Origin of the sequence: Haloarcula sp. JP-Z28 (assembly GCF_011440255.1) — an archaeon.
GTDB lineage: Archaea > Halobacteriota > Halobacteria > Halobacteriales > Haloarculaceae > Haloarcula > Haloarcula marismortui.
In genome coordinates this window covers 1-12781 of record NZ_JAAOHT010000093.1, presented here as the reverse complement: position 1 = coordinate 12781, position 12781 = coordinate 1, and the positions used below count along the sequence as shown (strand labels likewise).

The 12781-nt window shown below is 57.7% G+C and carries 14 protein-coding genes, 1 rRNA gene and 1 pseudogene; 13 read left to right on the top strand and 3 right to left on the bottom strand.

Annotated elements, in window-relative coordinates; genetic code table 11:
- A pseudogene (locus G9463_RS21510) lies at positions 1-105 on the top strand (IS5/IS1182 family transposase); the annotation flags it as partial.
- A gap of 99 nt (positions 106-204) precedes the next feature.
- Here G9463_RS21510 and G9463_RS21505 read toward each other — a convergent pair.
- Both G9463_RS21505 and G9463_RS21500 read right to left on the bottom strand, forming a co-directional pair.
- A complete protein-coding gene (locus tag G9463_RS21505; RefSeq protein ID WP_011223523.1) occupies positions 205-795 on the bottom strand; it encodes a thioredoxin family protein in 591 nt (196 codons plus the stop codon).
- Between the two features lie 73 nt (positions 796-868).
- Positions 869-1201, bottom strand: a complete 333-nt coding sequence (locus G9463_RS21500; protein WP_165897791.1) for a hypothetical protein — start codon at positions 1199-1201, stop codon at positions 869-871.
- A 117-nt stretch (positions 1202-1318) separates the two neighbouring features.
- Here G9463_RS21500 and G9463_RS21495 point away from each other — a divergent pair, with 117 nt between their 5' ends.
- The 9 genes from G9463_RS21495 to G9463_RS21455 all read left to right on the top strand — a co-directional run bounded on the left by G9463_RS21495 (position 1319) and on the right by G9463_RS21455 (position 10866).
- A complete protein-coding gene (locus tag G9463_RS21495) occupies positions 1319-1813 on the top strand; it encodes an Lrp/AsnC family transcriptional regulator (RefSeq protein WP_004956629.1) in 495 nt (164 codons plus the stop codon).
- Positions 1810-2955 carry a pyridoxal phosphate-dependent aminotransferase gene (locus G9463_RS21490; RefSeq protein ID WP_007188895.1) on the top strand — a complete coding sequence of 382 codons (1146 nt, stop codon included), beginning with the start codon at positions 1810-1812 and terminating at the stop codon, positions 2953-2955. Before G9463_RS21495 ends, G9463_RS21490 begins: the two co-directional genes overlap by 4 nt.
- Before the next feature lie 137 nt (positions 2956-3092).
- A complete protein-coding gene (locus G9463_RS21485) occupies positions 3093-5585 on the top strand; it encodes a type II/IV secretion system ATPase subunit (RefSeq protein WP_007188894.1) in 2493 nt (830 codons plus the stop codon).
- Positions 5582-7618, top strand: a complete 2037-nt coding sequence (locus G9463_RS21480; protein ID WP_011223521.1) for a type II secretion system F family protein — start codon at positions 5582-5584, stop codon at positions 7616-7618. The genes G9463_RS21485 and G9463_RS21480 overlap by 4 nt, the downstream gene beginning before the upstream one ends.
- A 57-nt stretch (positions 7619-7675) precedes the next feature.
- Complete coding sequence (locus G9463_RS21475; protein ID WP_165897790.1) at positions 7676-8200, top strand: hypothetical protein; 525 nt, start codon at positions 7676-7678, stop codon at positions 8198-8200.
- Between the two features lie 2 nt (positions 8201-8202).
- Positions 8203-8769 (top strand): hypothetical protein, encoded by a 567-nt coding sequence (locus tag G9463_RS21470; protein ID WP_165897789.1) that lies wholly within the window; start codon positions 8203-8205, stop codon positions 8767-8769.
- Positions 8763-9653: a hypothetical protein gene (locus G9463_RS21465; protein WP_165897788.1), complete on the top strand. Its 891-nt coding sequence runs from the start codon at positions 8763-8765 to the stop codon at positions 9651-9653. The genes G9463_RS21470 and G9463_RS21465 overlap by 7 nt, the downstream gene beginning before the upstream one ends.
- Positions 9650-10114, top strand: coding sequence for a hypothetical protein (locus G9463_RS21460; RefSeq protein ID WP_127014673.1), 465 nt, complete (start codon positions 9650-9652; stop codon positions 10112-10114). Before G9463_RS21465 ends, G9463_RS21460 begins: the two co-directional genes overlap by 4 nt.
- Entirely contained in the window at positions 10111-10866 is a 756-nt protein-coding gene (locus G9463_RS21455) for a hypothetical protein (protein ID WP_165897787.1), read from the top strand. The genes G9463_RS21460 and G9463_RS21455 overlap by 4 nt, the downstream gene beginning before the upstream one ends.
- A gap of 66 nt (positions 10867-10932) precedes the next feature.
- On the opposite strand, the gene G9463_RS21450 is transcribed toward G9463_RS21455, so the two are convergent.
- Positions 10933-11250 (bottom strand): hypothetical protein, encoded by a 318-nt coding sequence (locus G9463_RS21450; protein ID WP_165897786.1) that lies wholly within the window; start codon positions 11248-11250, stop codon positions 10933-10935.
- Positions 11251-11389: 139 nt separating this feature from the next.
- Here G9463_RS21450 and G9463_RS21445 point away from each other — a divergent pair, with 139 nt between their 5' ends.
- The 3 genes from G9463_RS21445 to G9463_RS21435 all read left to right on the top strand — a co-directional run.
- A complete protein-coding gene (locus G9463_RS21445; RefSeq protein WP_004956601.1) occupies positions 11390-11626 on the top strand; it encodes a UPF0058 family protein in 237 nt (78 codons plus the stop codon).
- A gap of 153 nt (positions 11627-11779) precedes the next feature.
- Positions 11780-12076, top strand: a complete 297-nt coding sequence (locus tag G9463_RS21440) for a translation initiation factor eIF-1A (protein WP_049909223.1) — start codon at positions 11780-11782, stop codon at positions 12074-12076.
- Positions 12077-12708: 632 nt separating this feature from the next.
- Positions 12709-12781: ribosomal RNA gene (locus tag G9463_RS21435) — 16S ribosomal RNA — on the top strand; the annotation flags it as partial.

The following is a 12781-nucleotide window of genomic DNA, read 5'->3' as shown; positions in this document are numbered from 1 at the left end:
CACGCACGAGCGCAGGTCTTCCTCGCACTGTGTCTTCGCCTGGTCGTCGCAATCACCAATTACGAACGCGGAGACAATCCGGGAAGCACGATCATCACGGTGTGAGAAGAGTTCTATGACACCCTCAGTGCATCTACTGGGTCACCATCTCAGCACGGGCAACGCATTTGTCTCGGTTGTCTTGCCCACGCCGGGCCATCCCGATTAAACGTCCCAGTACGCGGGTTCGTTACCGGGCTTCCACTTTATCGAGCACCCTCTGGATGGTTTCTCGACCGCCGTAATCTGGTCGCCATCCAGCAACGTTTCGACGTGTGTAGCCATCTCCCGCTCGCTCGGTTCGTCGTCCGGGTTCGGCGCGTCGTCAAGGCGGCCGTGGTACGCCAGTTTGAACGCCCCATTGTCGTTCCGGAACAAGAACGGGTCGGGGGTACAGCGGGCACCGTACGCGGCTGCGACATTTTGTGACTCGTCGAATAGATACGCGTCGTACTGTATCTCTCCGCGCTCGACGAGTTCCTGCATCCGCTCGAACGAGTCGTCGGGGTACTCCTCGGGGTCGTTGGCATTAATCCCGACGACAGCGAGGTCGTCGTATTCTGTCGCGAGGCGATTTAGCTCGTCTATCTTCGCTTTCGCGTATGGACAGTGGTTGCACGTAAATACAATTAGTAGTGCGTCCTTGTCCGCGAAATCCGACAGTGAGTACGTCGCCCCGTCGGCCCCCGGCAGTTCGAACGTCGGTGCTTCGTCCCCACGTCCGAGCACGTCGGACTCCGAATCGAGTGAAACCATCGCCTTCCACTACGGCTGTCGCCGTGAAAAGTCCACGGACGCTAGGCTGCCTTCTGTGACAGCCGTTTTTCGATCAACTGTCCACGTCGCTGGATGTCGCTGCCGCAGTATCGAAGGCCTTCGCTGCCTCGAACGCTGCGCTCCCGTCATCGACCGAGAACAACGTCTCTTCGCCCTCCGCTTCGTGCTTTTCCAGCAGCCCGACCGTCACTAGCTCTTCGAGCGTCCCGTCAAGGTATAGCGTCTTCAGCGGCACGCCAGCTTCCTCACTCAGGGCCGTTTTCGTGTACCTCTTGTCCACGTCCAGGCGGAGTATCGTGTCAATAACTGTTGCCGCCTTGTCGTGATTCGCGACATGTGCCCATCCAGTGTCAGAATCAGCCCGCTGGCCACCCTCTTCGAACATTAAGCGATATATAACCAGCAGAGATATTAAAACCGTCTGGTGCATTCCCGACCGAATGATGTGACGCTCTCTCACTATTGAGCAAGGCTTTTGTCCGCGTCACTCTGCTGGCACTGTATGAGCAGTCGCCGCGAGATACTCGACCTGCTACGGGAGAACGCTCGCTACACGACCGAGGACATCGCTCGGTTGACCGATTACTCCGAGAGCGAGGTAGCCGAGATTATCGACGAATTCGAGGAGGCAGGCATCATTCGCGGCTATCAGGCAGTCGTCGACTGGAACGCGGTCGAGAACGACGAGGAGCGCGTCCGCGCTACCGTCGAACTCAACGTCACGCTGGACCGTGAGACCAGCTACGACGACATCTCCGACCGGATCGCGAAGTTCCCGGAAGTGACTTCGCTACGCCTCGTCAGCGGCGACTACGACTTCGATCTGGAGGTCGAGGGCGATTCGATGCGCGAAGTGTCGCATTTCATCAGCGACAAAATCGCGCCGATCCCCGAGATCACGCAGACGGTAACCCACTACATCATGGAGTCGTACAAGGAGCAGGGGATGGAGTTCGACGACCACGACGACGACGACCGCCTGTCCGTCTCACCATGACATTCGAAGCAGCGGACAGAGTCGACAGCGTGCCGCCATCAGGCATCCGTCGGTTCTTCGAACTGGCCGAGGAGATGGACGACATCATCTCGCTCGGGGTCGGCGAACCGGACTTCTCGGCCCCGTGGTCGGCCCGTGAAGCCGCTATTGCGTCGCTCGAACGCGGCCAGACCTCCTACACCGCCAACCGCGGGAAACGGGAGCTCCGGGAGCGCATCGCGGACTACGAAGCGGCGACGCACAACCTGCAGTACGACCCCGATGAGGAAATCCTCGTCACGGCGGGTGCGAGCGAGGGCCTGGATCTCGCTTTTCGGGCACTGCTAAACCCCGGCGATTCGATCGCTATCGCCCAGCCGTGCTACGTCTCGTACGTCCCCGGTGCGACGTTCGCTGGTATCGACGTTATCGACGTTCCGACGCGCGCGGAAGATGAGTTCAAACTCACCCAAGAGGTGCTGGAATCGTCCGGTGCGGCGGAGGCCGACGCGCTCGTATATTGCTTCCCGAACAATCCGACCGGAGCGACGATGACGGCCGAGGAGATGGCGGATGTTGCGGCCTTTTGCCGCGAAAACGACCTCCTCGTGTTCGCCGACGAGATCTACGCCGATCTCACGTACGAACACGACCACACGTCTATTGCTACCCTCCCCGGGATGCGTGAGCGGACCGTCGTGTTCAACGGCTTCTCGAAGGCCTTTGCGATGACGGGGTTCAGACTGGGATACGCGATGGCACCGCCGGAGGCTGTCGAGGCGATGAACCGAATCCATCAGTACTCGATGCTTTCGGCCCCGACGACGGCTCAGCACGCCGCTATCGAGGCGCTCGACAACTGCCGCGACGAGGTCACGGACATGGCCGCTCAGTACGACCGCCGGCGGAAGTACGTCCTCACGCGCTTCGAAGAGATGGGGCTGGACTGCTTCCCGGCGGCCGGAGCGTTCTACGCGTTCCCGGAATGTCCCTGGGACGATGCCGGTGAGTTCGCCGAGAGTCTCCTTCAGGAAAAACGGGTCGCGGTTGTCCCCGGAACCGCGTTCGGGGAGGGCGGGTCGGGCCATCTCCGAGTGTCATACGCGACGGGTCTCGACGATCTCAAGGAAGCAATGGCCCGGATTGAGTCATTCCTTAATTGACAACTAGGATCGGCGAAACATTCAGTATGGTCCACTTACTACCGTAAGGAGACCGTGATACGAACAACCGGAACTTCTTTTTCATCGACATTTGGTGGGGATAAACTTTTTTCCTGCCTAACGGGAGATAAATAACAATGGCTATCGATGATACTGGGGGAGGTGAGTCAGAACAGGTCAACAGTGGGGGGAATCTGACTGACGAGCCTGTACGGGTCGGCGAATACACGTGGGATGATCTCCGGCGAGAGGTACACGATGGGGGGCGGTTCGACCGGAGCGTGTACCTCGGCTTCGAGCCGAGAGAACTCAGTCAGCGACTCGAAGACGCGGCGAGTGCCGGGAAAACACTGCAAGCGCCGTTCGAAGAGTATCTCGACCCAACTACGACACCAGTCGCGAAAGACATCTACACGTGGGAGCATTTCAAACAGGAGTACTATTACGAGGACGGCAGTCTCCCCCGTGACAGTGACGGCGAAGTTATTCCGTTTGATGCAAGTGAGTATCTGCACTTCGACTCTGAACACACGGAAAACAAACTGTCCGCCGCTGAAGACATCGCCAGTGAACTGCACGAGTATGTCGATGAAAACACCGTTGACGTGAACCCGGAGCTGGACGAAGACGAGTTCTTCTCGACACGGGACGGCCACACGACCGTCGTCAACCGCTACGACCTCGAAAAAGCTGTTCCCCAGTCGAAGAAATCACATTTCAACGAACTGGAACGGTACTGGGTCAACAAACCCTACGCCTGCGTTATCATCTTCCACTCACGGAAAGAGAACGAGAAGAAGTACTACGTCATTGAGCCGTATCTCACCGATATTGAGATCGACCTTCGAGAGTTCCTCTCGGGCAAACTCAAGACCGCGATCAAGTACTCCGAGGACGACGTGATCGTTCAGGGGACTGATGCTGACCGGGCACAGGTCATCCAGCGGGAGGCCGAACAGCTCCTCTCGCGGTATGACCTCTACGACGGCTCAGTCTCCAGCCGTGGTGAAGAGAGCGTTCTCGGACAGGTCAAGGAACTGTTCGGGCTGGATGAGGAAACACAAAGTGAAACGACGGGACAACTCTCCGGCATTTCGACACGTCCCGAACCGGCTATTCTTGAAGACGACGAACCGAAGCTAAACGAGTATCAGGTCGAGAAGCTGCTGTATATGCTCAAGCGGGACTTCGTCGGCTATGCCCGCATCGACGGCGTCAAACACGATATCAACGTGGAAGATATCTCCTGTGACGGGTACAACTCCCGGGTGTTCGTCTATCACACTGACTACGAGCAGATCATCTCGAACGTCGAACACGGCAAAGGGGAACTCGACGACTTCGTCGTGAAGCTCGCACAGCGGTCCGGGAAGGGTATCTCGAAGCGCCAGCCACAGGTCGATGCGACGCTCCCGGACGGGTCGCGTGCCCAGCTGACACTGGGTAGGGAAGTGTCGGACCACGGGACGAACTACACTATCCGGCAGTTCAAGGACGTCCCCTTTACCCCTATCGACCTCATCAACTGGAACACATTTTCGCTGGACGAGATGGCGTTCCTCTGGCTCTGTATCGAGAACAACAAGAGCCTCATCTTCGCCGGCGGTACTGCCTCGGGGAAGACGACAAGCCTGAACGCCGTCTCGCTGTTCATCCCATCGAACTCCAAGATCGTCTCCATCGAGGACACGCGTGAGGTCGAACTGCCACAGCGAAACTGGGTGGCAAGCGTTACGCGCCCTTCCTTTGGTGAAGATGACAAGGGCGACGTCGACGAGTTCGACCTGCTTGAGGCCGCACTCCGTCAGCGCCCTGACTACATCGTCATGGGTGAGATCCGTGGCGAGGAAGGCCGGACGCTGTTCCAGGTCATGTCGACCGGGCACACCACCTACACCACGTTCCACGCCGACTCGGTCGGTGAGGTCATCAAGCGGTTCACCACCGAACCGATCAACGTCTCGAAGACGCTGTTTACCGCGCTTGATCTGGTGTCGATTCAGACCCAGACGCGGGTCGACGGCAACAAGGTTCGCCGAAACAAGTCCCTGACCGAAATTAACGAGTACTCCGCGGAGAACGATGAGATCAACGTCCGGGACGTGTACGAGTGGCGCGCCGAGACGGATGAGTACATCCAGATGGGGAACTCGAACACGCTTGAAGAGATCAAGTTCGACCGTGGGTGGACCCAAGAAAAACTCGACGAAGAGCTGTTCAAGCGCAAAGTCGTCCTCGCATATCTCATCGAGAAGGGGCTCAACACCTACACGCAGGTTGCGGCGACCATCCAGGCGTTTATTAATGACCCCGACACCATCCTCACGCTCATCGCCAACGACCAGCTCGAACTGTCACTCGAGGACCTCCGAGAGATGGAATCTGTCAAGATCGATATCGACCCGGAAAAAGAGGAAATGGTGCCCCGGCCGGACGCGCCGCCGGAAATGGTCGAGGAGACAAAGCAGGTGCTTGACAACGCCCAGCCACTGTTTAACACCTACAAGAGCCGCGAAACGCCGGACATTGTCTCAGCGTTGATGGACGATTCCGAGGAGAGCGCTGACGAAGACAGCATCGACTTCGGTCAGTTCGTTCCGAAGGCCGGTGCGGAGGCAGATAGCGAATGAGCCTCGACACACCGGGTCAGCAACAGGTCGGCAGCGGCGGTGCGCTCGGCGACACGTTCTACCCGGCGTACCAGATGGTGTTCGACGACGAGGGCGACTTCGTCAGCAGTGTCGAGAACAAACTCGCGGAGGCCCGGATGGCCGACAACGTAGAGATGTTCCTCGCACGCGCACTCGCGGTCGGTGTCATCGCGGGTCTAGCGCTGTGGCTCGTCGGCACGTTCCTCGGGTATCTGCTGGTCCAGTTGTTGTTTGCCAGTGGAGAAGCGCCGACGCTCATCGGGATTCCAGTGTCTGAGAGTGTCTCAGAGATTCTCGCCGTGCTGAAACTCCCCTTCCTCGTCATCGTGACCGGCTTCGTCTTCGGTGCCATCGGGTTCGGTATCGGCTTCGGGTCGCTGGTCTCGATTCCGTATTTCCGTTCGAGCGCGCGTGAGCGCGAAATCAACGTCTTGTTGTCCGACTCAATTTCGTTCATGTATGCGCTGTCCGTGGGTGGGCTCAACCAACTCGAAATCCTGCAGTCGATGGGGAAAGCCGAAGACACGTACGGTGAAGTCGCAAAAGAGTTCCAGTCTATCGTACTGGAGACGGAGTATTTCGATACCGACTACCGGACCGCTGTCCGGAACCAGGCGCTGCAGACTCCGTCGGACGAACTGTCACAGTTCCTGACGGATATGCTTTCTATCATCAATTCCGGCGGTGACATGACCTCTTTCCTCGAAGACCAGAAGGAAAAGCACATGCGAACCGCCCGGCAGGAACAGGAGAAGATGCTGGAGACGCTGGAGCTGTTCGGCGAGATGTACATGACGCTCTCGCTGTTTCCACTGCTTCTCATTATCATTCTGGTCATCATGTCGATGATGGGGAACGCACAGCAGTCGCTTATTTATGGGACTGTGTACGGGTTGATTCCCCTGACCGGCCTGGGCTTTCTCGTCCTCGTCTCGACTGTCACGCAGGACTCAATCGGGGACGGGTATCTGCGCTCGAGCCCCGGCGAGAAGGAACTCGTCGTCGATGAGGGCGTCGGCGTGTTCAACCTCGGGCTCATCGAGAGCTACACGGGGACCTACAGCGTCTTCGACCGGATCAAGAGTCGGGAGGGAACTCACGAACTTCTCGCCATCCTCACACGGCCTGACCTGTTCTTCCGTGACCATCCCCTGTTGGTGCTGTGGCTGACGGTTCCACTGTCAATTCTCGCTGTTGTCGCGGCTATCGTCATCGGCTGGGCCCCGTTATCGCTAGACGGGATGATCGCTGTCCCGGTTCGTTCGACGTTCTTCTGGGTGTACGTCCCGATGTACCTCAACTTCATCCCGCTGATGATCTTCTACGAGTGGAACCAGCGCTCGCGGAAGGCAATCATCGGGAAACTCTCGGAAAACCTCCGGAAGCTTGCATCGGCCAACGACACCGGGATGACGTTGCTAGAGTCGGTCAAGGTGGTCTCCGAGACGTCTTCCGGAAAGCTTTCCGACGAGTTCGAGACCATCCACGCAAAGGTCAACTACGGAACGAGCCTGAAAGACGCGCTTCGAGAATTCAACAACAAGTACAACGTCCCACGACTGGCGCGGACGGTCAAGCTCATCGCGGAGGCACAGGAAGCCTCCAGCCAGATTCAGGACGTGCTCTCGACGGCCGCGCAGGCCTCGGAGAATCAGGACGACATCGAACGGGAGCGCAAATCCCGGACGCGGATGCAGACGGTCATCATCCTGATGACCTACCTGACGCTGCTCGGCGTGATGGCGTTGCTAAAGACACAGTTCCTTGATGTGATGTCGGGGCTGGCGACGCAGGCCTCCGGGTCAAGCAGTTCGAGCGCGCCCGGTGGCGGCTTCGGCGGCAGCGTCGACACGGAACTGCTGTCGATGCTGTTCTTCCACGCAGTGACGCTGCAGGCGTTGCTGTCGTCGTTTATCGCCGGCTACATTCGGGAAGTGAAGCTCGTCGCAGGCGTCAAGTTTGCAGTCGTCCTGTCGACGATTGCACTGGTGGTGTGGATCGCCGTGGGTTAGCGCCTCACTCGCGGTTCGACAGCGGACGTATCAGACAGAAAATAGGGTGTGTGGGATATGGATTCAAGAGCACAAACACCGCAGGACTTCGCCGTGGGGGTGAGTGTCCTGCTCGTGACGATAATCGGGGTATTGGCCTTCGTACAGGGTAGTGCGGTCGGTGTGTACGAATCCCCAGACGTACAGCGTAACCAACCAATTGCGGACAGGGCGGCAACGTACCTCGTCGAAAACCATTCGGTTGAGGGGACGCGGAACCTCATTCGATACAACGCGAGCGGTGGGATCAACGAGTCCCTCAACATGGACAGTTCCGAACTCGATACCCTCAAGACCAACGCTGGACTCGATGTCGCGACGGAACGTCGCGTGAACCCGCGGGTGAACGTAACGGTGGTCAACGCATCATCGCTTGAAGTAGGAACACGCGACCCGGCAGTTGATGACCACGACCAGCGGCTCGCTTGGGGGCCCGATGTCGCCAACAGAGACAATGTTGCGACGACGTCCCGTGTGGTGAAACTGACCAACGCAACCGGCCAGTGCGACCCGGTCTGCTGGCTCATTGTGAGGGTGTGGTAACGATGCGCGGCCAAGCCTACACGCTGGAAGGCGTTCTCGCGGCCATCGTCGTTGTGACAGCGACCGTCTACGGCCTGTCGGCAGTCGACACCGGCCCGTTCCAGACCGGCGCCCAGCAACGAACCGCGGCACTGGAAACCCGCGCAAGCGACACGCTATCACTGGCGGCAGAAACCGGCGCGCTGCACAACGCGACGGCGTGTTACAGCGTCGGCACACCGACACTCAACGGTAACCAGACGGGCAGCTCAACCGAGTTCGAGCGGATGTTGAACCGTACTTTCGACCGTCAGGGAGAACAGTACAATCTCTACTTCAGTTACTCGGATTCAGGCGTGCGCCAGACAGTTCTTGCCTCGCAGGAATCAGATGAGAACGTCGCTGAGCGGCCGGCTGATGCAGCTGTCGCAACCGAAACGGTGACCCTGACCGACAATATGCCCGCCCGAATCGGCGACTGCAGCGGTACCGGCCCGCCTCTCTCGGCGGTCGGCGGGTATTTTGCTCCCGACGCGAAGCCTGACTCTATCGTCTACAACGTTGTGGAGGTGCGTCTGGTCGTATGGTAGCCAACGAGCGCGGACAACTGCTGTTGATCGGTGGCGTCGCCATCGCTATCGTCGTGTTCAGTACGATACTGTTTGCCCACAGTCTCGCTGTCACTGACGGCATCACGACCACCGGCAGTGCGGATACTATTGAACGGTCGGCTGACCGCGAAGCCTCCGTTGAACGTGATCTCGGACGGCTTGCGGCCGAAACGCGGGGCGATGACCTCGATGGATTCGAGGAGCAATATGAGTACGCGCTTCAGAACTATACGGAGACGCACAATCGCGTCGCCGGAGGCAGCGGTGGGGCCTATCTGAACGCGACGCTGAACGAGTCGGCGTCGAATGGAACCGAAGTGAACCAAACGTCCTCATCTCGGTTCAATCGACCCGGCGGTACGGGATCAAACGTTGACTGGGATATCGCTCGAAGCGTGGACCGCGCTGTCGTATTCAATCTGACAGTGACCCGTATCCCTGGAGTGGGGCGAGAATTTATTGTCAAAGTGGAAGGCGACAGTGGGGATACTTGGAAGATGGTCGTGACAGAACCCGGCAATAAGGAGGTGGCGGTCACCCCACCTTCCGGATCGACGACTACCTGTTCAGGGGCCGGTGACGCCGATGTCGACCTCCTCGCCGGGACCTGTGACATCGGCGGGACGCCCGGAACATTCCCGGCGTTTACTGAAACACTCGACGCACCGTACACTGTCAGCATTGAGAAGGGAAACCGCGCACGTGGTACTTACCGCTTCGCGGCCATCGGTAACTTCCCAGGCACGAGCTACGATTCCGGAGACACCGCACCGTATCCCGTCGTTCCTGCTGTCGACTTGACCTATGACACACCATCTGCGAGCTACAACCGAACAGTCCTTGTGGAGGTGGACGACGGATGAGCCTCGACCGTCTCCTGTCCGACAGCCGTGGCGTCTCACCTGCAGTCACGCAGGCGCTCACTATCGGTATCACGTCGCTGCTGGTGACTGGTCTCCTCATCGGCGGGAGCCAGATGGTCGATTCACAGCGTGAGCGAGTGACCGAAGAAGCCCTAGAGAACGTCGGCGATGGTATCGCGCGCGACCTGGTTCGTCTGGATGCGTTCAACACTGAGAGCCTCAATTCGACGGTGTCGTTTCGTGCGACGTATCCGGAGCGGATCGCTGACCAGTCGTACAATGTCGAGGTCTCTCCAGATACCTCGCGCACACGCGTGTACGTGAATGCATCAGGACTGAATCGGTACGCTGTCGTCCGATTCGAAAATGAAACTAATGTCTGCCCATCTGTCGTTTCCAGCGGGCCACTAGCCGTCTCGTACAATGCGACGGCCGACTGCATGGAGGTGACACGCGGATGACATCGACACTGTCTATCCCAGATAGTCACGACCGTGGCGTGTCCGATCTGCTTGCGTTTACGCTTACGTTCAGTATCATCATCACTGGCATTGCGCTGGTGACGCTCGGTGGGCTCGGTGCGTTCGACGCTATCCAACAGGGGGCAACAACTGATGTCGCCGAAACGTCGATGATCGGGTTCGCGGAGACTACAGATGACCACATCCAGGGCGATGCCCCACGACGGACCACGAGTATGAAACTCCAGGGCCACGGGCTCTCCATCCGGTCGTCAACGCTGAACGTAACTGTTGACGGACGGGCAACGAATATCTCGACCGGAGCGTTCGTCCGGGAGACTGACTCCGAGACGGATATCGTCTACACCAGCGGTGCAGTGTATCGGGTCCAGCAGGAGGGACTGGTCGTCTCACGGAAACCCAGTTTCCGGTGTACCCCTGATAGCGGCAGTGCATACCTCTCCGTCCTTTCGCTTGACGGACAGACGGACTTCTCCTCGTCGAGTCGCGTCACAATCGAGACTGCTGTCCAGAATAAGACGCTCGTTTCGCCCCAGGCTGGCAAGCCACCGTCCGCGACAACCGTCTTGATCAACGTCTCGGAGACTGCGTACCCGGATGCGTGGCACCGTCTATTTGAGCAGGAACTACCAAACTGGTCGGGCCACTCGGAACCACACACGTACCAGTGTACAGGCATCAGCCGCGCTGTCGTCCACAACACAACGGTTGATATCCGTACCGTTACCTAACGGCCTCTGTACGCGGTGCATAGATCTGTCGCTATGGGATTTCAGTCCTGAGCGGTGGGAAAGCCGTTATGCAGCAGTCATCAGCGCCGCGATGAATGACCACTCCGTCCCGCTATTTGCTTCTTCTTGTTTCGCCATAGCCGCAGTCTTGTCTCGTGGGTGCTTCCAGTTCATTACGACTATAGGTACGTGCTCAGCAGTCATGAAGTGTTCGATAACTAATATATTGTCGTGGTTTTTCATGATTGAGAGCGCTTCGCAGGTCAGTAGCCCACTCAATTCCGTTAACCAGTATTGAGTGATAATTGACACGACAAAGTTTCCGCCGTTACATTTAATATTAGGGCCTGAAAGAAGAATATTACCATCTGTAACCGAAAGCACAAGAGGTAAACGGTACTGCGCCGGTAAACAGCTCTATTTTTGCAACTGAGATTGGTGAGTGTTGCATCCGAATGAGCATTACGTGTGGGTCATTGGCAAGGTAGTACTATTACCCTTCACTCCATAAGATTGGATACTAATGAAGAAGCAAGAACTCATTCACCTTCACAGTCTTCTCGCACAGGTACAACACCACTACGAGCACGAGGCGGACACAAGCGTTGAGCACGATCTCTACGCTGACCTTGGTGTCAAACCGACATCAATCCACAAATCGAAGACAGACCACAAAGAAGGGGTCTTTGCGCTCGCGTCCGGACTGACGGATGCGATGGCCGAGGAAGCCGACGAGCCACAGGCCCTGACTGCCGACTGAATCAACGCACTGTCGCCAGTCCGTTCTTATCGTTTCACTGCTTCCGATAGCTATTGGTCAGCTCTTGCCGTGGTACGGCCGTTGTGTCGGATCCATGGTACACGCTATCCCGCCTCTCAAACGACTTATACGGGAGGCGACCGTATTTATGCTGTGAGCGACGATTCAGGGCGGCGGAATCTCCGCATGCCTACAAACGACGAGATGTTTGCAGTGGTAACAGAGCACCTTGGCGGGAACCACGTCCGCATTCGCTGTGAGGACGGCGAAACCCGACTCGGCCGGATTCCAGGTCGGATGAAGTTCCGGACCTGGATTAACGAGGATGACATCGTTCTCGCCGAACCGTGGGACTGGCAAGACGAGAAGGCCAACATCGAATGGCGCTACAAGGGGCAAGACGCCGACCAGCTCCGTTCGGAAGGCCACATTGACTCGCTGACCGCCTAATTTTACCACTGTACCCGCGTCCTGGTTCACAACGACCTGAGATAGTTCTCTATCACAACCCCGGCGGGCCCCTGTTCTGACTGCTGTCTTCCTGCGTCTCCTGACGCCTGTTTCGTCATAGTGTCTGGTATACTACGACTGTCTACCGTCAGGTCTGTACCCCTTCCAATTGATATATAATGGCTTTCTGACCTCCGGTCATTGAACCCCATGTCAGGATTCAAGAACAAATACACATTGGATGATAGACAGACTGGCGCTGTCTTGCGATTATGCGTGTCACGCCATCACGTTACGTATGCGTCGTGTGTGTCCTATACAGGGCGGGTGTGAGACGATTCATTTATATGTTCCCCCGTCTTCTGAACTAATGCGAAGGTCGCACCGGGAAGCGAGCCCGGGTCGACACGCTCGGTCGACCACCTGGGTCGGCTTGAGCTACGAGAGGATCTCGCCTTCCCCTCTGGGGCCTGCGAGATCCACCCTATGAGGATTCCACCCCTGCGGTCCGCCGTTAAGATGGAATCTGATGTGAGCCCACGGACCCATGCAGTAGTCAACACTGGTGTAGGAACCAGTGTGTTAGCTTCCGACGGAGTGCAACCACTTCCGCCGCTGATGTATATCAGCACATTCCGGTTGATCCTGCCGGAGGCCATTGCTATCGGAGTCCGATTTAGCCATGCTAGTTGCACGAGTTTAGAC

Bases quoted from the DNA above. Each gene is read 5' to 3' on its own strand.
- G9463_RS21505 (WP_011223523.1), bottom strand. From the start codon at position 795: ATGGTTTCACTCGATTCGGAGTCCGACGTGCTCGGACGTGGGGACGAA.
- G9463_RS21500 (WP_165897791.1), bottom strand. From the start codon at position 1,201: ATGTTCGAAGAGGGTGGCCAGCGGGCTGATTCTGACACTGGATGGGCA.
- G9463_RS21495 (WP_004956629.1), top strand. From the start codon at position 1,319: ATGAGCAGTCGCCGCGAGATACTCGACCTGCTACGGGAGAACGCTCGC.
- G9463_RS21490 (WP_007188895.1), top strand. From the start codon at position 1,810: ATGACATTCGAAGCAGCGGACAGAGTCGACAGCGTGCCGCCATCAGGC.
- G9463_RS21485 (WP_007188894.1), top strand. From the start codon at position 3,093: ATGGCTATCGATGATACTGGGGGAGGTGAGTCAGAACAGGTCAACAGT.
- G9463_RS21480 (WP_011223521.1), top strand. From the start codon at position 5,582: ATGAGCCTCGACACACCGGGTCAGCAACAGGTCGGCAGCGGCGGTGCG.
- G9463_RS21475 (WP_165897790.1), top strand. From the start codon at position 7,676: ATGGATTCAAGAGCACAAACACCGCAGGACTTCGCCGTGGGGGTGAGT.
- G9463_RS21470 (WP_165897789.1), top strand. From the start codon at position 8,203: ATGCGCGGCCAAGCCTACACGCTGGAAGGCGTTCTCGCGGCCATCGTC.
- G9463_RS21465 (WP_165897788.1), top strand. From the start codon at position 8,763: ATGGTAGCCAACGAGCGCGGACAACTGCTGTTGATCGGTGGCGTCGCC.
- G9463_RS21460 (WP_127014673.1), top strand. From the start codon at position 9,650: ATGAGCCTCGACCGTCTCCTGTCCGACAGCCGTGGCGTCTCACCTGCA.
- G9463_RS21455 (WP_165897787.1), top strand. From the start codon at position 10,111: ATGACATCGACACTGTCTATCCCAGATAGTCACGACCGTGGCGTGTCC.
- G9463_RS21445 (WP_004956601.1), top strand. From the start codon at position 11,390: ATGAAGAAGCAAGAACTCATTCACCTTCACAGTCTTCTCGCACAGGTA.